Here is a 19,119-nt window from a genome sequence, read left to right as displayed (position 1 = left end):
GGAGAGGACATTACTAAGGTTCTGGTTACAGGAGCGAAAGGACAACTTGGGACTGATTTGGTACTATACTTAGAATCATTAGATTATCAAGTTTTTGCATTGGGAAAATCCGAATTAGACATTACAAATGAGAAGGAAGTATATAAAAAAGTCACTCAAATTAAACCAAATATAATCATTCATTGTGCTGCTTATACTAATGTCGATAAAGCGGAATCGGAGAGGGATCTTGCTTTTCTGATAAATGGAATAGGGACGCGTAATATTGTTTTAGCAGCAGAATTAATTAAGGCGAAAATAGTTTATATTAGTAAAGATTACGTTTTTGATGGTTCTTCCACTTCTTCCTATCATGAATTTTCACCTGTATCTCCACTGAATATTTATGGATATTCAAAGTTGGCCGGGGAAAATTTTGTGCGCGACTTCCATTCGAAATTCTTCATTGTGAGAACCTCATGGGTTTTTGGAGTAAAAGGGAACAATTTCGTAAAAACAATGCTTAAGCTCTCTAAAGAGAAGGAACATTTATCAGTTGTTAAAGATCAGGTGGGGTGCCCAACTTATACTGTGGACCTCTCAAAATGTATTGTGGAGCTAATGGAATCTGAAAAATATGGGATTTACCATGTGTCAAATACCGGGTATTGCTCTTGGTATGAGTTTGCGAAGGAGATTTTTTATCAATCTAACAATCTAATTAAACTAGAAGCTTGCTTGACAGAGGAATTTCCCCTTTCTGCAAAACGCCCCAAGTATTCCGTTATGGATCATATGGGACTAAGAATTAATAATTTTAACGAAATGCCTCATTGGAAGGATGCATTAAGTCGGTTTTTGTTAAAGATCAGTAAATCTTAAAAAGGTTTAGTTTTAATCCAAATATCACAGCAGAGTGAGGTCTCCTTGTTGTAATTTTTCACATGCTAAAGCTGGTTTAAGAGCAATTTACTTCTTAAGAAACCCAGCAAATATTCCTGGTTTTTTTGTTTAAATAAAAGCCAGTACAAAAAAATCGTACCAGTAACTGAAAGTAACATTACAATTAAATATTAATTATTAATTAATACAAGGATTTGAGTCTTTACTGTAAAGGCAATGTCTATACTTTTAAAAAAGGCATGCCAAGACCTGGAACTGGTTAATTTTTAAAAAGTTACGCTGCTGAAAAAAATGAACTATTAATGTACTAGATTATTCTGTTAACATGAAACTAGGAGGGTTAGAATGATGAAAAATGTAGCAGTTTCCTTTAGCGGGAAGGATTCAACCTTAGCACTACATGATCTATTAAATTCAAATGAATATGAGGTCAAATTATTGTTTTCAACCGTTACCGATGGATTTAATCGGACTAGTATTCATGGTGTAAGAGAGGAATTGCTGGAGGCTCAGGCAGAGTCTATTGGTCTTCCGTTGAAAAAAATTAGAATTCCCGAACAGTGCTCAAATGAACAATATGGGGAGATAATGTTGAAAGAAATAAATGCTATAAAGAAATTAGGCATCGACCACATAGCCTTTGGTGACTTATTTCTTGAGGATGTGCGCAGATACCGGGAGGAAATGTTAATTCCTGTCGGGATCACACCGATTTTTCCTTTATGGGGAATAAACACATCAGATTTGATTCTTCGCTTTCTATCACTAGGATATCGAACAATTACGACTTGTGTAGATTTAACTCAATTGCCTGAACATTTTTCAGGCAGGGAAATCACTCAACAATTTTTAGAAGAACTCCCAGTTGAAGTGGATTCATGCGGCGAAAATGGTGAGTATCATTCGTTTGTTTTTGATGGTCCGATATTTAAAAAGCCAATTGAGTTTAAAACGGGCGAAAAAAAGTTTTCCAATGACATCTATACTGGTCAAAAAAGGTTTTGTTTTACAGATTTAATTCCTAGAAAAAAATGAAGCAGGGTTTCCCTGCTTCATTTTTTATCTTAGTAACTATTAAATAATAGAAAATCTTAATCCAGTAATGAGCGAACCGCTGCTTCTTGTTTCCCTGATGGAGGCCATACGCAAAGATCAAATGGATAATCAGATCCCGGTACGACTCGTTCTTCACCAACCGTTCTAATAAGGAAATCTAAACTATCTTGGTTCCACAGGACGGTATCATACCAGAAGCGCTTTAAATATTCCGATGGCTTTGCTGCTAACTTAGAGGATACAAGGTCCCATTGTTCATACCCTTTATCAAGTCTGCCAATTTGATAGGGAAGGAAGCCGCCTCCGTGTGCAAATAATATTTTTACCTGAGGATATCGATCCACTAAACCGCTTAATAATAAGTCCGTTGCACATACAGTCGTTTCCCATGGAACGCCAATTAAATTCGGCATCATTCTTCTTTTTAAGCGAGGGTCTTCACATAATAACGGATGAATAAACACAATCGCTTTCAGTCTGTTAGCTTCTTCAAAAATAGGAGTGAAATATTCATCAGACAACATATGATTTTCTAGTCCAGGACCTATAATAACCCCTTTAAGACCAAGATTCATCGCTTCTTGTAATACTTCCGCAGCTTTATATGGGCTGGTAAGAGGGACCGTGCCTAGAGCCGATAGTTTCTCAGGAGTTTGTTTAGTCCACTCTGCTAATGACCGGTTGTAGACTGTGGAGATATCAACTGTAATCTCTTCTGGAAAATCATACATAAAAAGCTGGGGAATCGGTGATAACACAGAATGGGACACACCGGCTTTTGTTTGCTCTTCAAGGTATAAGCTGCCGTCTGTAAATGCCTTTTTCAATTCAAATCCCCATTTTTCATTCACAACTAAAAATTCATCCTTATTTTCTTCTTTTTTAATCCATTTTGCATTTACAAGATCTTGATGATCTTTTAACCAAGTCAAAACATCAGATGGTATAAAATGAGTATGAAAATCGTACAACCTGCACATCTCCTTTATCAGTAATTTAGGCTCTATTATCCTCTATAACCCATTCGCAACGAGATTTCATTCGCCGCACTGATCACTTTTTTTACATAGCCAGGGATTTTTTGTGGAAGAATTCTTTGATTTGGTCCTACGACCGAAAGGGCAGCAATCACTTTACCTTGATAATCATAAATAGGTGCAGCAATGGAGGTGACTCCTTCGAGAATCTCTTCAACACTGCTTGCATAACCGCTTCCTCTAACAGTTTTTAAATGTGCTCGTAACTTCTCCGGGCTGGTTATCGTGTTCTTTGTGAATTTTTGTAGTCCTTTATTAATGACTTGATCGATTACTTCTTCACTTGAAAAGGCAAGTAAGACCTTACCAGAACTAGTACAGTAGGGAGGATTTCGTTTTCCGATATGAGTTAAAAAACGAACAGGATGATTACATTCTACCTTTTGCAGATAAATAACATCTAAGTTATCTAGAACGGAAACATGAGCAGTTTCACCAATATGCTCCACTAATTTATTTAATACTGGCTGTGATTCGCGATAAATGTCCATGTTACTATTCACGATTCCACTTAAGGAAAGGATAGAAAGACCTAAGCGATATTTCTTTGATTCCGGATCTTTGAAAACAAAGCCTTCACTTGCGAGCGTTGTCATTGTTCGGCTGACCGTGCTCTTATTGAGTCCAAGAGTAGCAGCAAGATCACTGATCTTTTTTTCAGGTTCATCCATTGTAAAGCTTTTTAGAATTCGAAGTGCATTCTTTACAGATGAAAGGTGGCTATCCTCTTGATTCTTAACTTCCATTTTTCCTCCTCCTTAATCGTTTGTTTCTTTATAGTAAACCGTGTTGCTCTATAGTGGGCAATATAACAGAAAAAACAGAAATTGAAAATAAATATTTTAAAAATTTTAAATATTATCTGAAACGATTGGAATAACCAAGGTGTTTATTGTGATAATTAGAAGGCGTGAAAAGAATGGAAACATTGGTCACAATGGCATTTCCAACTACCTTAATTTTTTATTTTGAAAAATGTTGCTAAAAAAAATAGGTTGTTGCGTATAGAGCAACAGTGACGTTGTAGGCGAAATTCGGAAGCGTTACCATAATGTTAAGAAAATAAAAAAAATTAACTTTTTAAGGAGGACTATTAGCATGCAAGTAGAAACTAGAGTAAGAGCCATCAATTGTTTACACTTTATCAACGGACAATTCGTTGAATCGCAAAACCAAAAGACATTTGAAAACATCAACCCAGCCACTGAAGAAGTGTTAGGAACCGTTGCTGAAGGGGGAAAAGAAGAAGTTAATTTTGCGGTAGCAGCTGCCCGTAGAGCATTAAATGGAAAATGGAAGACCATGCCTATTGTTGAGCGTTCAAAAATTATCCGCAGGATTGGCGATTTAATTCTTGAAAGACAGGAAGAGCTGGCACATCTTGAATCCATGGATACTGGGAAACCATTTTCACTAGCAAATAGTGTCGATATTCCGCGTGCTGCCTTTAACTTTCACTTTTTCGCTGACTATATGATTTCTGTTAATACCGATTCAAATATGCAGGATGATATCGCCCTTCATTATTCCTATCGCCGTCCTGTCGGTGTGGTTGGGATTATTAAACCTTGGAACCTGCCGTTACTACTGTTGACTTGGAAGTTGGCGCCATGTTTAGCAATGGGCAATACGGCTATTATTAAACCAGCCGAGTGGACGCCTATGACTGCAACCGTACTAATGGAGATTTGTAAAGAAGCTGGGGTACCCGATGGTGTCGTAAACCTTGTCCATGGTTTTGGCCCTAATTCCGCTGGTGCTGCGATTTCCGAACATCCGGATGTCGATGCGATTTCATTTATTGGTGAGCCAAAAACAGGCACTGCAATTATGAAATCGGCAGCCGATTCCTTGAAAAAGCTCTCCTTCGAACTTGGCGGAAAAAATCCGAACATAATCTTTGCTGACTCTGATTTAGATGAAGTGATTGAAACCACGATTAAATCCAGCTTTGTGAACCAAGGGGAAGTTTGTTTGTGCGGCTCACGTATTTATGTGGAGCGCCCTGTTTACGAAGAATTTTTAACTAGATTCGCAGAAAGGGTCAGAACCTTAAAGGTGGGCCATCCACTCGAGGCAGATACAAATGTGGGGGCCCTAGTCAGTAAAGAGCATTATGACCGGGTAAACAGCTATATTGATATTGCCCGCCAAGAGGGTGCGACGATCCTGACAGGCGGAAAACGTCCGGACGGATATGAAAAAGGGTACTACTTAGAGCCTACCATTTTAGTTGGGCTTGATCGAAATTCTCGCTGTGTTCGTGAAGAAATCTTTGGCCCTGTGGTTACCGTTATGCCGTTTGATATGGAAGAAGAAGTGGTTATGCAGGCAAATGATACCCATTATGGCTTAAGTGCAACGATTTGGACAAACGATTTAAGAAGAGCACACCGGGTTGCCCATCAGCTTGAGGCAGGAATTATTTGGGTAAATACTTGGTTCTTGCGTGATCTGCGAACACCATTTGGCGGTATGAAGCATAGTGGAATTGGCAGAACCGGCGGCATGCATAGTATCGATTTTTACTCTGAACTTTCCAATGTCACGATCAAATTATAAGAAGGGAAGTAAATACTTTGACTAGTAAAGTAACACAATTTGCAGAGCAGTTAGCCGAGGCAGAAACGACGAGAGTCGGGATTGCTCCTTTAACATCGGTTGATGCCGAACTTTCAGTGAAGGAAGCTTATTATATCCAGCTTGAAAATATTAATAAAAAAATAGCACAAGGACAAAAAATCGTTGGCAAGAAAATAGGCTTAACGTCCTTAGCGATGCAAAACTTGCTCGGCGTCGATGAACCAGATTACGGACATTTGCTAGATAGTATGGTAATCGAAAATGGCGGTCATATTTCAATTGAGTCTGTCCTGCAGCCGAAGGTGGAGGCGGAGATTGCTTTTATTTTAAAAAAGGATTTGCGTGGACCGAATGTGACCACACTTGATGTTCTTCAGGCAACAGAATATGTCGTTCCGGCCCTTGAAATCGTTGATAGTAGAATCCAAGATTGGAAGATTAAGCTGCAGGATACGGTTGCAGATAATGGATCCTCTAGTTTATACGTATTGGGTGGCAAACCTACAAAAGTAGAAGACATTGATCTTGAATTAATCGGGATGGTGCTAACGAAAAACGGTGAGCTCGTCAATACTGGTGTTGGCGCAGCAGCGTTGGGAAATCCAGCAACGTGTGTCGCATGGTTAGCTAACAAACTATCAGAATTTGATATTCCGCTTCGAGCAGGAGAAGTCATTTTGTCTGGGGCGTTGTCAGCAGCAGAAGTGGCCAATAAAGGAGATTCTTTTACAGCACGATTTGCTCATCTCGGTCAGGTCAGTGTGCACTTTTAATTTGGAGAAAAAGAGGGGAACACAGTGAGTCATATAAAGGAAATAGCCCATTATCTAGTGGCAGCCGAGCTGGAAAAACGTGAGGTTGTCAAGGTAACTGCCAATATAAAGCCCGATTTAACCGTAGAGGAAGCTTATCAGGTTCAGGAAGAAATCGTCCAAATGAAACTGCAGGATGGCAGGAGAATCGTTGGTCCCAAAATGGGTTTAACGAGCTTTGCTAAAATGAAACAAATGGGGATTGATGATCCCATCTTTGGATATGTGTTTGATTATATGTTGATTGAAAATGGCGGAAAACTGCGATTACATGAAATGATCCATCCAAAAGTGGAAGCGGAAATCGCGTTTGTGATTGGGGAAGATATCGAAGGACCGGGTGTAACTGGTGCTCAAGTTCTTGCTAAAACCGAGTATGTATTGCCGGCTTTAGAAATCATCGACAGCCGTTATGAAAACTTCAATTTCACCTTACCCGATGTTATTGCGGATAATGCCTCAACCTCAAGGGTTGTATTTGGAACAACCCTAAAGAAACCAGAGCAATTTGAATTGGATTTACTTGGCTCAACTTTGTCTATTAATGGAGAAATAAAACAACTTGGGGCAGGTGCGGCAGTATTGGGGCACCCGGCCCATTCCGTTGCGATGCTGGCCAATATGCTGGCGAGAAAAGGTGAAAAGGTTCGTAAGGGTGACGTGATTTTAACAGGCGGAATTACCAGTGCGGTCATGCTGAAATATGGTGATGTCGTCAGTGGGAAATTTGACGGGCTTGGTGAAGTAAGCTTTACGGTGATGGATTAAAATCGAGGTACTTTTAAAAATAAAGGATGATTAGCATGCCACTCATTAATGTTCAAATAATGGAAGGAAGACCTCCAGAGAAAGTAACAGAATTAATTAAAAATCTTACCCATACGGTTGAAGAAACCTTGAACGCACCAAAAGAAAGCATCAGAGTTATTGTGACGGAAGTGCCAAAAACCCATTGGGGGATTGCAGGCATACCTGCTTCGGAAAGATAAGGATTTCATAAATGGGAGCATGGGGAATATCATTGCTCCCCACTATTTTCCTCTTTTGTAAGCGTTCACTTAGTATGATGGATTTTATAGGAGGGTATTATGACGATTGAATTTAGTATGATAGCTCCCCATGTCCCTAGTATGTGTCATGAAGATCAAGTACCGGATTTTCAAATGGATATGGCTTCATCCATGAAGGTAGTTGCTGAACAAATAAAAGAAATAAATCCGGATGTGATTGTATTAGTTTCTTGTCACTGGCCGTCGACGTTTTTCCACTATGTGGATTGTACACCAGTTCATAAAGGGATATTAACTGCCTTCGAAGCCCCAGACCTAATTAAAGACCTCCCTTACAACTACCCAGGTGATGAAGAATTAGCAAACCAACTCGTAAAAGCCGGAGAAGATGCAGGCCTCCAGGTCCAAGGAGTAAATGATCCTTATTATCTCTGGGATTATGGCAGTGTTGTTCCTTTACGGTACCTGAATCCAGATGAAGATATTCCGGTTATTAATTTATCAGTGACATTGGCAGCCAGTATCGAAGAGACCTATAAATGGGGTCAGCAAATCGCAAAGGTTTTACAAGAAACCAGTAAAAGAGTCGTATTTATTTCAAGTGGTGCCTTATCCCATAATTTAGTAAGAGGCAGACATAATAAACCAACCATCACAGAGCATGCCATGGATAAACAATTTCTCGAGTTTGTAATGAACAAGGATTATCAATCCGCGTATGATATGCTGCCAGAATATGCTAGGATGGCCCGAGTCGAATCAGGCGGGCGTCATCTTGCCATGCTTCTGAGTATGCTTGATAAAGAATGTAAACCTACTTTCTTTGCTGACGGACAGTCGTCGGGAAGCTGGAACGTGCTGATTACCTTTCGTAAAGTCATAGCACCAGCGATTAATTTATTGGCAGAGAACGAATACGCCAAATAAGAGTGTATACATAACCGGATAGGGGTGTCCGGTTTTTTATATGTCATCATACCTTTTTAGGGAGAAATATGTAATACTTAATAGGAATATCATGTCAATTTAGGAGTAAAATCGATGATGAATAAGCAAATTGTATCAGTTCAAGGAAATGAACTTCTTTCAAAAATAAGAATAATAGCTACAAAATTCCCTGAAGTAACGGAAGCAGTAGACAAATTTGGACATACCACATTTCGTGTGAAAGATAAGCCCTTTATTATGATGGGAGAAAGTGATGAAAATCCTTCATTATCCATAAAAACTCTTAAAACCACTCAACAGTTATTACTTCAAGAAACTGAACGCTATTTTAAAACACCTTATATCGGCCAGCACGGCTGGACATCCTTTTATACAAATCGAGAATTAAATATGACTGAGATAGAGGAGTTTATTCTCGAAGCATATTTACAGACTGCTCCGAAAAAACTTTCTAAGGAAGTAATGGAGGCATACAACCATGAATAGATGCGGCTGGGTCAATCAGGACCCACTCTATATCGATTATCATGACCACGAATGGGGAGTACCCGTATATGATGACCGCCTGCTGTTTGAATATCTAAATCTTGAAGGAGCACAAGCAGGGTTAAGCTGGTATACGATTTTAAAAAAGCGAGACAACTACCGTCAAGCTTTTGATAATTTTGAACCAGAAAAAATTATCTGCTATGATCAAAACAAAGTGGCTGAACTGTTACAAAATGAAGGTATTGTAAGAAACAAGCTGAAAATAAATGCAGTGATTACAAATGCCAAAGCGTTCTTTAAGGTAATCGATGAATTTGGGTCGTTTCAAGCCTATATCTGGTCCTTTGTGGACGGAAAGCCAATCGAAAATCATTTCAAGGAAATGAGCGAGGTTCCGGCAACTACGGAAATAAGTGATCGCTTAAGTAAAGATTTAAAGAAGCGGGGCTTTAAATTTGTGGGTTCAACGATCTGTTATGCTTTCATGCAAGCAGTGGGGATGGTGAATGACCATGTAACTACATGCATGTGTTACCAGCGCTTGAACTCATTGGATCAATAGGAAAAAGAAGGCCCGTCACAAGTGTGACGGGCCTTCTTAAGGTCATTATTTTGTTGGTTTTTCCAACATAAAATCAGAAGCGGGAATCGGAATGATTTTTCCGCCGATTTGGACATGAACGGTATCGTTGAAAATGGCTTTGACAATTCCTTTTAATGAAATAGTGGAATTAACAGATAGTTTTTTAGACTCAGATTGGTTTGCCAAATGAACCAACACCTTCCATTTATTTTAAGATAATATGTTTTTAAAAATAAAATAGATACCTTAAATTATTCGCATAGAAGCAGAAAATTCCTGCTTCAGGAAATAACTTTTCTCAAAAATATAATATGAACCTTAGTTCAAGTATCACACAAACGATTATTTCTGTCAATTTAAACATGAACTATGGTTCAAATTCTTAAAAAGTGATATGATAAGATCGAGGTGAGAACATGTCAGATGATGAAAAACTGGTAGGTGAATTTCCATTTTTGCCAAAACAAGTACGGGCTCAAGCTAAGAGAAATGCGTTAATCGAAAGTGGTTATGCATTGTTTCAAGAAAAGGGGTATGAGCAGACTACGGCAAAAGAAATCGCCGCACATGCAGGGGTTGCAACCGGAACCTTCTATCGCTATTTTTCCGATAAACGGCAGCTGTTGATGTCGCTGCTTGAGGATAAGATTGAGACTTTTCTTCCACCAGAAATTAGCTGGCTATCAAGCGACCCAGTGGCAGCATTGGCGTCTTCTTTAGAAAATCATTATAACCGAATCCATGAGCTCGGACTCCGTCATGTTCTGCCTGAGCTGTTATCAAAGGATACCGAGCTCGCAGCCGTTCTGGACAATGCTAGAAAAAGAATCCATGATAGGATTTTTAACGGATTAAAAAAAGCGGGAGAAAAAGGGTTAATTTGGGGCGATTTGGATTTAGACACCCTTTCTTGGGCGATTATGACGATTGTCGAGAACGGACTTGATAAAATAAGCAAGTCTGAGAAAACGTCTGCATATCAGGACGTTGCCAAGCTGATTTGCCGTATGGTGTTCCCGCCTGGAGTTTTAGAGCAGCTTACCAATAATGATATGGAAGCAAAATAAGGAATAAGGTCTCATTAAACATTCAAAAATTGAAAATAATATTTTGAAAGATGGAGTTTATTATATTCAAGATAACACGGCAATAGCACAAAAATTTAAGGAAATGACATGATTTATTTTGATTTGATTCAAAGAAAGCGGTGATCATGATGCAAGTAAGAGACTTTATGGTGAGAGACGTTATTTCAGTTAGCCCGGAAAGTACAGTAAGAGACGTCATGTCTATATTTGTAGAAAAGAAAATCGGCGGGGTTCCGATTACAAAAAAAGATGGGACATTATGCGGCATCGTAACAGATGGGGATATTATCCGGGCTATTAAGCCATTAGACCGGCGGATTCATGACTATTTCAGTTTTATAACGTATATAGCCGTAGAGGATAGACAAGTTCATTTAAGTGAAATCATCAATCGGGAGATTATTAAGTTTGCGAAAACACATGGGATCATGACAGTTCATCCCGAAGATGATATGGAAAAAGTGGTCGATATCTTATCAAAGCATCACTTTAAAAAATTGCCTGTCGTAAATGGAGCTAATCGTGTCGTAGGTGTCATCAGCCGCGGTGATGTTATTCGCAATATCCAACAAAAAATTGTAGAAGAATTGTAAGTGTATTGTTCAAAGATAGGCTTGGATTTTATGTGTAAATCACAGCCTATCTTTTCTTGTTTCGTTGATATATGGGGAGTGGGTATTGTCTAAATCTCCACGTCGCGATACGGTACGGTGGTATGATATAATAAGTCCAAAAAGGAGGCGTTTAAATGTCTCATGAAAAGGAACTTGAGCAGGAGCTAACGGAAGAAACGTGCTGCGAACATGACGGAAGCCATCGACGAAGTCATCATCCAGATAAGGTGAAAAGCAATTTAGTTACCCGGTTGAATCGAATTGAAGGGCAAATCCGCGGGATTAAAGGCTTGATTGAAAAAGATACGTATTGCGATGATGTAATTAACCAAATATCTGCTACGCAATCAGCGTTAAATAGTGTCGCGAAAGTATTGCTTGAAGGGCATATGAAAAGTTGTGTCGTCGAGAGAATTCAAGAGGGCGATATGGAGGTCCTCGATGAGGTCCTTGTGACGATACAGAAATTAATGAAAAAGTGAGGATGCTAATGATGGAACAAGTTACATTAAATGTGAGTGGAATGTCTTGCGGACATTGTGTGAAGGCAGTTGAAGGCAGTGTCGGTGAACTTCAAGGTGTAAATAAGGTGGCGGTCGATCTTGCAAAGGGCCAAGTTGCTGTAGAGTTTGATGGAAAACTCGTTTCACTTGAAAAAATAAAGGAAACAATCGATGACCAAGGTTACGATGTAAAATAAGAGAGTGCACCCAGGTCTAAACACCTGGGTGTTGATTTTTGGATTAAAAATCGACTTTGAAAATTGTCTGGCTCCAGCACCTGTTCAAGGCGCTTTCGCTTTTCTTAGTTGACCGTAAACATCCAAGTTACCCCATATTTGTCCTGGACGGAACCATGCAGCTTTGAAAAGAAGGTTGGCTGCAGATTCATATAAACAGAGCCGCCATCTTTGAGAACTTCCCAGGCTTGTAGAGCACGCTCCTCGGATTCAAGCTCTACACTGATCGACACTTTTGCCCCATTTCCAAGATCCCTACTTCCGTCAGAACCGTAAATAAATCCTGATTCTGTTAATTTCAATTGGGCATGTAAAACAAGGTCTTTATCGCTGTCCGCCACAGGGAATGCAGGATTTGGAGGCATGTCACCATATTTTTGTATGGAAACGATTTCTCCATCAAAGGCTTTTTGATACATTTTAAAGGCCTCATCACACTGTCTGTTAAACATTAAATACGGTGCAATCATATAAAATTCTCCTTTTTTCCTTGTTGTTTGAGATTAGTTTTCTAGCAACAAGGTTGTTGATAGTACTATTATAACCGAACGCTAGTTCTATAATCAATATAAATAAAAAAACAGTGCTCGTTCAAATGTGAAAGGCACTGTTTTTGTGTGATTCTAATTTATTGAGAAAGGGAATTAGATTCTATAATCGTGTCTTTTTCGGGTACCCTGATCAGAATCGAGCCGCCAATGATAAACAATACAATCAAACTAAAAACACCGCTGTTGGTAGTCCCGGTAAGTTGGGCCGTGAATCCAACTAAAAATGGACCTAAGATTGCAGCAAACTTGTAAAAAATACTATAAAATCCAAAAAACTCGTTGGCACTTTCTTTCGGGACCAGCTTAGCAAAATAGGACCGGCTTAATGCTTGAATACCTCCCTGTGAGGAAGCGACCAGCATGGCGAGAATCCAGAAGTCCAAAGTAGTTTTTAAAAAATAGGCATAGATACAAATGACGACATAGACAAAAATTCCTACTAACAGCATTGTCTTTCCCTTATAACGATCGGCGAGTTTTCCGTAAAAATAAGCAAAGGGAGCCGCAACCACTTGTGTAGCAAACAAGATGATTAAGAGATTGGTTGAGGTGATTCCTAAATCAGATCCATAGGCTGTAGACATCGTAATAATCGTATTGACGCCATCAATATAGAAGAAATAAGCGAATAAAAATAAAAAGAGCGGCCGATATAATCTTATCTTTTTAAAAGTTAAAAATAACTGGCGAAACCCATTGCTAACAGGATTTGTAACCCGTTCCTTATAATAAATCTGCTTGACGTTTTTCAGCATGGGAATCGTAAACAATCCCCACCATAAGGCAGTGATGGCAAATGCTGCTTGACTAGCAACTGTCACGGAGATCGGAAGGATCCCTTGCTGCGACAAAAGGATAAGTGCGATTCCCAATATAAACGGGATGGTACTGCCGATGTAACCCATGGCATAGCCTTTAGAGGAGATTTGATTCATCCGCTCTTCAGTCGTCACATCGACAAGGAAGGCATCATAGAAAATATTGGTTCCGCCGAAACCGATGACCGTCACCATATAACAGATTAACAGAGCTAGCCACTGGTTACTTGGAACTACAGCGAGTAAGAGAGTAAAAATAATTCCGAGCGCAAAGAAAAAGGTAAAGAATCGTTTTTTGAAGCCTTTGAAATCGGCAATACTCCCTAAAATAGGAGCGCAAAGTGAGATTAACAGAGTTGCAATTGAATTGGCATAGCCCCAGTATGCCGTGGATGTAGACGCGGCAAGTCCTGCTTCTTTCGCGGCTGCTTTAAAATATAATGGAAAGATGGCAGTTGTAATCAGGATGGAATAGGCAGAGTTTGCCCAATCATAGAATACCCAGCCCTTTTCTTGCTTTGACATTCGACTCATGTTACTTCCCCCTTTAAAGTTAGCAACTCATCAATCACTTTTCCATCGGTATCACCTAAGCTGACACCTAAGAGCCTAGCAAATGTTGGGCCTTCATCAATGAGACGGATCGAAGGCAGGGTACCCTGTTGAATTCCATTACCGGCTGCCATCAATATGGTTCCATAGTTTTCTTTTTCAGGTGAATAGCCATGGCACGCCCTCGTATATTTTTTATTTGCCTTTGTATCCTCTTCTGTAATGTGTTTGATAAATTCCCCGCTATAGTCTTCTAAAAAGTAAAATCCAGGTCTAGCTTCAATCATAAAGGCACAGCTGCCATCTGCTCCTCTTGCTGCTGCTTCCTCTCCTGTAATGAATTTTTCTATCCCGAAGTCCGGCTCCTCGATCAATAAATTAAGGAGATTGTGAACAGTTTGGAAAGTTGACTGGTCTTCAGGGGTGTTAAGATAAATATATGCGGAGCCATCACAACTTTTACAATAGGCCTTCCAATTAATTAGTTTTCCATTTGTGTTTGTCGTGATTAAGTTTTGCTTAGTAAAAAGGACATTGAGGTTAATCGCCTTCTGTTCGTCAAGAGCGCTGTGATCACCTAAAGCGATAATCGTGGATTGTTCATAGATGTTTGCTGCTTTTAAAGCTTCTATTAATCTCCCAAGCCGTAGATTATGTCGGTGAAGGGAGAGAATCGCTTCTTTTGATGAAAAACCATGTTCGTGGCGCTGGGTATCTAAATCGGTAAAGTGGACCAATAATAGGTTAGGCTTCTTTGTTTTAATCGTATCCACAGCTGCCTCTAGTACAAAATCATCTAATTCCGGCTGTTGAAGACCCTTACGGATGTACCCATAGCGTTTGTTCATCTCCCATTGAAAGCGGGGTGTCCCGTTCAGTAAGGAAACAAGGATTTGATTCAGCCATGGACGATTGGCAAAGATTTCCGGCATGTTGTAATCTATGTCCGCTTTTGCTGTTACAGGCCATAAAAAGGCGGCCGTCGTCATATTGGCCTTTTTTACTTCATCATAAAGGGTCGTACCCTTGATAAATTTGCGGTACCAGTTCCAATCCGGTGAGGTTTTACCAGGCTGCAGAAGGGTATTATTGATAACACCGTGCCGGTTTGGGTAATTTCCGGTAACAATCGTCGCATGACATGGATAGGTGACGGAAGGGTAGATGGATTCAACATGTTCTACCAGTGCTCCCTTCGTTAAGATGGTTTGAAAGTGAGGCAGTTCCTGTAAGATGGGAAGGTCTAAAGCTGAAAGACAGTCAAAGGAAATAATGATTAAATGATCGGTAAGCCGGTTCATTGAACACCTCCTGTTAGCCTAATTGTACTATAGACAGAACGAATTGTTACAGAACATTTACAAAAGTTTAGAATATTAGGTGAAGTAACGAAATGATTACCGCATCAATATTCTTTTTTAGTATAATGAAATTAGCAATTATTGGTATAAAGGTGGGTTGGAATCATGCCAAGTATTCAAAGTTATTTTTTTGAAAAAGCAATTAAGCTGTCGGTAAAACGGGCTGCCAAAAAAGGGGTATCGCAAAGGGGAATAGAGGAACAGCGGGAGTTGCTCGATACCGCTGCAAGTAAGGTCGGTAAACTTCCGAAAAATTGTGAAGTCCTTCCACTGCACATCGAAGGGTTGTATGCGGAATGGTTGACGACGGGTCCCGTCCGGCCGGATAAGGTTATCCTTTATCTTCACGGTGGTGGTTATGCGCTTTGTTCAGCGAACACGCATCGGCCGCTTGCTGCAAGGATTGGGGCAGCAGCCGGTGTGAAAGTGCTGTTCCCTGAATACCGCTTGGCACCTGAACATCCTTTTCCGGCAGCGATTGAAGATGCGGTCAACGTTTATAACTGGTTGTTGAAGCAAGGATATACTGGCAAAGACATTATTTTCGCAGGCGATTCGGCCGGCGGCGGCTTGTCTCTAGCCACTGCACTTGTTTTAAGGGATCAAAATGAGCCGCTTCCGGCTGGGATTGTTTGTTTATCACCATGGGTAGATTTAACAAGCAGTGGGGAAAGTTATCAGAAAAATGGCGAAGTCGATCCCTATTTAAGTTTAAGAGCTGTAAAGGAAGCATCCCGTTTGTATGCGGGAACGGAGTCTCTCGACCATCCGCTGATTTCCCCTGTGTTTGCAGACCTAACCGGATTGCCGCCAATGTTGATTCAATCAGGGACACATGAAATTCTGCAAAGTGATGCCCTAGCGCTTGCCGCTAAAGCAAAGGCTGCGGGTGTAAGTGTATCGTTAAAGGTTTGGGATGGTATGTGGCATGTTTGGCAGATTAGTGGTGACCTCTTGCCTGAAGCTAGAAGGGCTACTAGGGAAATCGGCCAATTTATTAGACGGATCATAAAAACGTGAAGGCCAGAGGGATGGCCTTCACGTTATTTTTTTAAGAGATTGTTTTTGACTTGTTCCCCTGTGATCGATACAAGACCGAGATTATTGGTTGTTTCGATGATGGAGCCCTTTTCAATGAATTGATAACGGAGTTGATCCTTCCATAGGAAGGGTGTGATGTTTGTAGTAGGTTTGGTGTGGGTGATCGTGTAATCAGGGGTACATGTTCGGTGAATATCGTCTCTTTTCCGGCTGTAGGCATTGATGGCGATGACCATCTTCATTAATAGGCCCCAGACCCCGGAGAAGCTCATATTTTTGAAAGGGCTGCTTGTAAATTGATAGATCGGGAGGGTTTTTTCATTGGCAAAAGTGACAGTTGCATTAACCGCTGAAGCGTAGTGAACATCTCCTGATAAAATGATCAGCGGTAGTGGAGCCCAATTGGAGGTATGCGTTAGAAATTCTGTAAATCCTTTGCCATTGTATTTCCATGCTTCAAAATCAAACGAGGTTTGCACCTTTACGCCGAGCACTTGAACAGGATATGCAAAGTCATGTAAAAAGGATTCGATTAGTCCCATGCCATAAACGGGTGTGGCTGAAACAATGATTAATGGGGTTTTCTTTTTCCAGCCGCTGTTCTCGAGCTTCGAGGTGATGAGCGCCCATCCCGTTTGGTCTACCAGCCGCGGGCAGCCTTCGCTTTCTTTAATGATTTGACCAAATTTAATTGGCTTTGGGTCCGTATCATAGTCCCTCATCGTCCGTGTATCAAGAAATACCGCTTTTGGGTGGGTGGGGGCAATGTAATGCCAAGTGTTGAATTCACAAAGCAGCTCCAGCCAATTTTCGTAAGATGTACAATGGGTGTACCCTCTGCGAAGTCGTTTAAAATAGCTTGTCATGGTGGTAATAAAATCATCATCAAAGGCGTCTGGCTCATTTCCCCAGCCCTGGAAAAGCCAATAGGCACAAAGGCCGTTTGTTACCACATGTTTCCCCAGCGGGGCATTGTTAACCGTCATTTTCCATTCGGCTGATAGATTCCAGTCATCGGTAATATCATGGTCATCAAAGATCATATTGGTGGGAATGTTGGCCAGCAATCTTCTGACATGAGGGAGAGATTCTTGGAAAGTAATCAGTGCTTCCTGCTGTTCAAGATAGCGGTCCTTCAGTTTTTGCCGTTCGAGTTTATGTTCCTGCTGATTATGGCCGGTGTTAGGAAAAGAAAAATGAATCAACTGTTGTTCTTCGGCTTCCTCAAAAGATGGAAGTAATTCGTGCTTCTGAAGGACTGTCCAAAGCTCGGGGTTCCAGGACACAAGGTACATCGCTGCAAATTCACCGAGTTCAATTAAATGATTTTGTGCTTCGGAGCTTGTAAATTGAGCGATGTATTCCATTACAAATTGTCTCCCGTTTATTTGAGCTAGTATTGTAGAATAGGGTTCTTGACCAAGGCGGGCATCTAGTTTGCTTAGTGGTTCTTTATGACCGATTAGTTCGCGGCTTAGGTTTGAGATTGCTAAAATAAGCGGGTTGGCGACGTCATCTGCATAGATTTGGTCCCCCATTAGGAAAAGGGAATCGGGCCGGGAGGGAATATTATCATAGTCTTTTTCTAGGATTTGATCAGCAAGGGCGAGTGTATCCTCACCATCACCATGAAGTTTTCGGCAAGAACCATAGAAGATATTACTTTGACTGCCTCCATCTCTTATCAGGAAGGACGGGTATTTCAGATTTCCGTACACGATAGAATGTGGGTATCCAGGGGATAGGTAGTGAAGACTTTGTAAATCGTCCTTTCGGGTGCCCCTGGCGCGGACAAAGTGCAGGTTATAGCCAATCAGGGTTTCTGCCGGAAAGTAGCCATGTGTGGCTGTAACGTTGATTAAATGAAGGTAAAGCTGTTTTCCGGCTCTGATCGAAGTGGTTTCTGTATTTGTCTCCATCAGATAATACTCGAATGATGGTTGATTACTTAAAGTCTCTATCTTATAAAGAGCAGCCTCAATCTCCGTCTCCCTGCTCGTCGCTATCCAAATCACAACCCGACCGCGCTCCACCCGCCTTACGATCGGTCCTGCCAAAACAAACGGAAACTTAACCAAGCCCATACTAAATCACCTCCCGAGATAGTAAATGGTGACAGGCACCATTTCTAATTCTTTCACATTGGTTATAGTTTGTAATAATATTGCCAATTTTTTCGCAGGTGTTGGGTGAAAAAGGATTTATAATGAAATTAGTATATTCGCATCTAGGTTCCGGAGTGTCATCACGGCTGTTTTCTTTAATAAGGGCTATTTTCGCATAAATTGTTGTTTTTCGTAAAAGTTCATCAACCTGTATAACTCCATGCTTCGGTGGCATCTTTTCGTAAGAACATTTGCGAAAATTGCCTTGAAACTTGAAATGGTCCTAAAGTTAGGTCCTAAAGCAACAAATTTTAAGAAAAGAGCCTTAATAAAAAGGAGGGCTAATAGCATGAAAAGTTTAATTGTTTATTGCTCGTCCCATGGGACTACAGAAAAAGTGGTAGGAATATTAAGCGAACAACTTGCAGGTGAAGTGGTATCGGTAGATTTAAAAAGGGATAAAACCATTATTGACTTAAATGTTTATGATGCCGTTATCATAGGCGGTTCGATTCATGCCGGCATGATTCAACGGCGAATCAAAAAGTTTATTCAAACCCACCATAATGAACTATTGCAAAAGGAACTTGGTCTATTTCTGGTTTGCATGCGTGAGGGTGAAATGGCTGTTGAGCAATTTAACAATGCTTATCCACAGGACTTGCGGAAGAATTCGGTTGCTTTAGGCCTGTTTGGCGGTGAATTTCTTGTTTCGGAAATGAACTTTTTTGAGAGACAAGTCGTGAAAAAGGTGGATGGGATAACAGCTGATCAATCAAAGTTAGATATGGACGCTATCATGGAATTTGCTTCAAGGTTTAATCATTTGAAGATGAAAGTTTAGGGTATC

22 protein-coding genes are annotated in these 19,119 nt (G+C 40.4%); 15 read left to right on the top strand and 7 right to left on the bottom strand.

Going from position 1 to position 19,119, the window contains the following annotated elements:
- Nucleotides 1–9 precede the first annotated feature (9 nt).
- Together rfbD and ACZ9EE_RS04105 are read left to right on the top strand one after the other, a co-directional pair.
- Nucleotides 10–861 (top strand): dTDP-4-dehydrorhamnose reductase, encoded by an 852-nt coding sequence (gene rfbD / locus ACZ9EE_RS04110; RefSeq protein WP_476032848.1) that lies wholly within the window; start codon nucleotides 10–12, stop codon nucleotides 859–861.
- Nucleotides 862–1,227: 366 nt separating this feature from the next.
- Nucleotides 1,228–1,917 (top strand): Dph6-related ATP pyrophosphatase, encoded by a 690-nt coding sequence (locus tag ACZ9EE_RS04105; RefSeq protein ID WP_476025408.1) that lies wholly within the window; start codon nucleotides 1,228–1,230, stop codon nucleotides 1,915–1,917.
- Between the two features lie 56 nt (nucleotides 1,918–1,973).
- On the opposite strand, the gene ACZ9EE_RS04100 is transcribed toward ACZ9EE_RS04105, so the two are convergent.
- Together ACZ9EE_RS04100 and ACZ9EE_RS04095 are read right to left on the bottom strand one after the other, a co-directional pair.
- Nucleotides 1,974–2,909 carry an amidohydrolase family protein gene (locus ACZ9EE_RS04100; RefSeq protein ID WP_476025407.1) on the bottom strand — a complete coding sequence of 312 codons (936 nt, stop codon included), beginning with the start codon at nucleotides 2,907–2,909 and terminating at the stop codon, nucleotides 1,974–1,976.
- A gap of 35 nt (nucleotides 2,910–2,944) precedes the next feature.
- Nucleotides 2,945–3,721: an IclR family transcriptional regulator gene (locus ACZ9EE_RS04095; protein ID WP_476025406.1), complete on the bottom strand. Its 777-nt coding sequence runs from the start codon at nucleotides 3,719–3,721 to the stop codon at nucleotides 2,945–2,947.
- Between the two features lie 352 nt (nucleotides 3,722–4,073).
- Here ACZ9EE_RS04095 and ACZ9EE_RS04090 point away from each other — a divergent pair, with 352 nt between their 5' ends.
- The 7 genes from ACZ9EE_RS04090 (at nucleotide 4,074) to ACZ9EE_RS04060 (ending at nucleotide 9,379) form a co-directional block, all read left to right on the top strand.
- Nucleotides 4,074–5,537: an aldehyde dehydrogenase gene (locus ACZ9EE_RS04090; protein WP_476025405.1), complete on the top strand. Its 1,464-nt coding sequence runs from the start codon at nucleotides 4,074–4,076 to the stop codon at nucleotides 5,535–5,537.
- Between the two features lie 17 nt (nucleotides 5,538–5,554).
- Nucleotides 5,555–6,331 carry a 2-keto-4-pentenoate hydratase gene (locus ACZ9EE_RS04085; RefSeq protein WP_476025404.1) on the top strand — a complete coding sequence of 259 codons (777 nt, stop codon included), beginning with the start codon at nucleotides 5,555–5,557 and terminating at the stop codon, nucleotides 6,329–6,331.
- A 24-nt stretch (nucleotides 6,332–6,355) separates the two neighbouring features.
- A complete protein-coding gene (locus ACZ9EE_RS04080) occupies nucleotides 6,356–7,138 on the top strand; it encodes a 2-keto-4-pentenoate hydratase (protein WP_476025403.1) in 783 nt (260 codons plus the stop codon).
- A 35-nt stretch (nucleotides 7,139–7,173) separates the two neighbouring features.
- Nucleotides 7,174–7,359 (top strand): 4-oxalocrotonate tautomerase, encoded by a 186-nt coding sequence (locus ACZ9EE_RS04075; RefSeq protein ID WP_215046045.1) that lies wholly within the window; start codon nucleotides 7,174–7,176, stop codon nucleotides 7,357–7,359.
- Nucleotides 7,360–7,458: 99 nt separating this feature from the next.
- Complete coding sequence (locus ACZ9EE_RS04070) at nucleotides 7,459–8,307, top strand: DODA-type extradiol aromatic ring-opening family dioxygenase (RefSeq protein WP_476025402.1); 849 nt, start codon at nucleotides 7,459–7,461, stop codon at nucleotides 8,305–8,307.
- 114 nt (nucleotides 8,308–8,421) lie between these two features.
- Nucleotides 8,422–8,814, top strand: a complete 393-nt coding sequence (locus tag ACZ9EE_RS04065) for an MmcQ/YjbR family DNA-binding protein (protein WP_476025401.1) — start codon at nucleotides 8,422–8,424, stop codon at nucleotides 8,812–8,814.
- On the top strand, nucleotides 8,807–9,379 hold the full coding sequence (locus ACZ9EE_RS04060; RefSeq protein WP_476025400.1) for a DNA-3-methyladenine glycosylase I: 573 nt from the start codon (nucleotides 8,807–8,809) through the stop codon (nucleotides 9,377–9,379). Before ACZ9EE_RS04065 ends, ACZ9EE_RS04060 begins: the two co-directional genes overlap by 8 nt.
- Before the next feature lie 45 nt (nucleotides 9,380–9,424).
- Here the strand turns inward: ACZ9EE_RS04060 and ACZ9EE_RS04055 are convergent, their stop codons facing one another.
- Nucleotides 9,425–9,586: a hypothetical protein gene (locus ACZ9EE_RS04055; protein ID WP_476025399.1), complete on the bottom strand. Its 162-nt coding sequence runs from the start codon at nucleotides 9,584–9,586 to the stop codon at nucleotides 9,425–9,427.
- A gap of 230 nt (nucleotides 9,587–9,816) precedes the next feature.
- On the opposite strand from ACZ9EE_RS04055, the gene ACZ9EE_RS04050 reads away from it, so the two are divergent.
- From ACZ9EE_RS04050 to copZ, 4 genes are all read left to right on the top strand, one after another.
- Complete coding sequence (locus ACZ9EE_RS04050) at nucleotides 9,817–10,467, top strand: TetR/AcrR family transcriptional regulator (RefSeq protein WP_476025398.1); 651 nt, start codon at nucleotides 9,817–9,819, stop codon at nucleotides 10,465–10,467.
- A 146-nt stretch (nucleotides 10,468–10,613) separates the two neighbouring features.
- The gene (locus ACZ9EE_RS04045; RefSeq protein WP_476025397.1) at nucleotides 10,614–11,081 is read left to right on the top strand and encodes a CBS domain-containing protein; all 468 of its coding nucleotides are present in this window, start codon (nucleotides 10,614–10,616) and stop codon (nucleotides 11,079–11,081) included.
- A gap of 155 nt (nucleotides 11,082–11,236) precedes the next feature.
- Entirely contained in the window at nucleotides 11,237–11,584 is a 348-nt protein-coding gene (locus ACZ9EE_RS04040) for a metal-sensitive transcriptional regulator (RefSeq protein WP_476025396.1), read from the top strand.
- Between the two features lie 11 nt (nucleotides 11,585–11,595).
- Nucleotides 11,596–11,802 carry a copper chaperone CopZ gene (gene copZ, locus ACZ9EE_RS04035; RefSeq protein WP_476032847.1) on the top strand — a complete coding sequence of 69 codons (207 nt, stop codon included), beginning with the start codon at nucleotides 11,596–11,598 and terminating at the stop codon, nucleotides 11,800–11,802.
- A gap of 104 nt (nucleotides 11,803–11,906) precedes the next feature.
- On the opposite strand, the gene ACZ9EE_RS04030 is transcribed toward copZ, so the two are convergent.
- The 3 genes from ACZ9EE_RS04030 to ACZ9EE_RS04020 all read right to left on the bottom strand — a co-directional run bounded on the left by ACZ9EE_RS04030 (nucleotide 11,907) and on the right by ACZ9EE_RS04020 (nucleotide 15,063).
- Nucleotides 11,907–12,311, bottom strand: a complete 405-nt coding sequence (locus tag ACZ9EE_RS04030) for a VOC family protein (RefSeq protein ID WP_476025395.1) — start codon at nucleotides 12,309–12,311, stop codon at nucleotides 11,907–11,909.
- 158 nt (nucleotides 12,312–12,469) lie between these two features.
- Entirely contained in the window at nucleotides 12,470–13,744 is a 1,275-nt protein-coding gene (locus tag ACZ9EE_RS04025; protein ID WP_476025394.1) for an MFS transporter, read from the bottom strand.
- Complete coding sequence (locus ACZ9EE_RS04020) at nucleotides 13,741–15,063, bottom strand: alkaline phosphatase family protein (RefSeq protein WP_476025393.1); 1,323 nt, start codon at nucleotides 15,061–15,063, stop codon at nucleotides 13,741–13,743. Before ACZ9EE_RS04020 ends, ACZ9EE_RS04025 begins: the two co-directional genes overlap by 4 nt.
- A gap of 165 nt (nucleotides 15,064–15,228) precedes the next feature.
- Here ACZ9EE_RS04020 and ACZ9EE_RS04015 point away from each other — a divergent pair, with 165 nt between their 5' ends.
- The gene (locus tag ACZ9EE_RS04015; RefSeq protein ID WP_476025392.1) at nucleotides 15,229–16,143 is read left to right on the top strand and encodes an alpha/beta hydrolase; all 915 of its coding nucleotides are present in this window, start codon (nucleotides 15,229–15,231) and stop codon (nucleotides 16,141–16,143) included.
- 23 nt (nucleotides 16,144–16,166) lie between these two features.
- On the opposite strand, the gene ACZ9EE_RS04010 is transcribed toward ACZ9EE_RS04015, so the two are convergent.
- Nucleotides 16,167–18,248: a metallophosphoesterase family protein gene (locus ACZ9EE_RS04010; RefSeq protein WP_476025391.1), complete on the bottom strand. Its 2,082-nt coding sequence runs from the start codon at nucleotides 18,246–18,248 to the stop codon at nucleotides 16,167–16,169.
- Nucleotides 18,249–18,618: 370 nt separating this feature from the next.
- On the opposite strand from ACZ9EE_RS04010, the gene ACZ9EE_RS04005 reads away from it, so the two are divergent.
- A complete protein-coding gene (locus tag ACZ9EE_RS04005; protein ID WP_476025390.1) occupies nucleotides 18,619–19,113 on the top strand; it encodes a flavodoxin domain-containing protein in 495 nt (164 codons plus the stop codon).
- Nucleotides 19,114–19,119: the final 6 nt, after the last annotated feature.

The sequence above is a fragment of the Bacillus sp. URHA0034 genome (assembly GCF_056280405.1).
The sequence above is the reverse complement of the archived record's forward strand: the minus strand, read 5'-3'. Positions and strand labels throughout refer to the sequence as shown.

Bases quoted from the DNA above. Each gene is read 5' to 3' on its own strand.
- ACZ9EE_RS04040 (WP_476025396.1), top strand. From the start codon at position 11,237: ATGTCTCATGAAAAGGAACTTGAGCAGGAGCTAACGGAAGAAACGTGC.
- ACZ9EE_RS04020 (WP_476025393.1), bottom strand. From the start codon at position 15,063: ATGAACCGGCTTACCGATCATTTAATCATTATTTCCTTTGACTGTCTT.
- ACZ9EE_RS04095 (WP_476025406.1), bottom strand. From the start codon at position 3,721: ATGGAAGTTAAGAATCAAGAGGATAGCCACCTTTCATCTGTAAAGAAT.
- ACZ9EE_RS04015 (WP_476025392.1), top strand. From the start codon at position 15,229: ATGCCAAGTATTCAAAGTTATTTTTTTGAAAAAGCAATTAAGCTGTCG.
- ACZ9EE_RS04030 (WP_476025395.1), bottom strand. From the start codon at position 12,311: ATGATTGCACCGTATTTAATGTTTAACAGACAGTGTGATGAGGCCTTT.
- ACZ9EE_RS04090 (WP_476025405.1), top strand. From the start codon at position 4,074: ATGCAAGTAGAAACTAGAGTAAGAGCCATCAATTGTTTACACTTTATC.
- ACZ9EE_RS04050 (WP_476025398.1), top strand. From the start codon at position 9,817: ATGTCAGATGATGAAAAACTGGTAGGTGAATTTCCATTTTTGCCAAAA.
- ACZ9EE_RS04045 (WP_476025397.1), top strand. From the start codon at position 10,614: ATGATGCAAGTAAGAGACTTTATGGTGAGAGACGTTATTTCAGTTAGC.
- ACZ9EE_RS04010 (WP_476025391.1), bottom strand. From the start codon at position 18,248: ATGGGCTTGGTTAAGTTTCCGTTTGTTTTGGCAGGACCGATCGTAAGG.
- ACZ9EE_RS04005 (WP_476025390.1), top strand. From the start codon at position 18,619: ATGAAAAGTTTAATTGTTTATTGCTCGTCCCATGGGACTACAGAAAAA.
- ACZ9EE_RS04065 (WP_476025401.1), top strand. From the start codon at position 8,422: ATGATGAATAAGCAAATTGTATCAGTTCAAGGAAATGAACTTCTTTCA.
- ACZ9EE_RS04105 (WP_476025408.1), top strand. From the start codon at position 1,228: ATGATGAAAAATGTAGCAGTTTCCTTTAGCGGGAAGGATTCAACCTTA.
- ACZ9EE_RS04025 (WP_476025394.1), bottom strand. From the start codon at position 13,744: ATGAGTCGAATGTCAAAGCAAGAAAAGGGCTGGGTATTCTATGATTGG.
- ACZ9EE_RS04075 (WP_215046045.1), top strand. From the start codon at position 7,174: ATGCCACTCATTAATGTTCAAATAATGGAAGGAAGACCTCCAGAGAAA.
- copZ (WP_476032847.1), top strand. From the start codon at position 11,596: ATGGAACAAGTTACATTAAATGTGAGTGGAATGTCTTGCGGACATTGT.
- ACZ9EE_RS04070 (WP_476025402.1), top strand. From the start codon at position 7,459: ATGACGATTGAATTTAGTATGATAGCTCCCCATGTCCCTAGTATGTGT.
- ACZ9EE_RS04060 (WP_476025400.1), top strand. From the start codon at position 8,807: ATGAATAGATGCGGCTGGGTCAATCAGGACCCACTCTATATCGATTAT.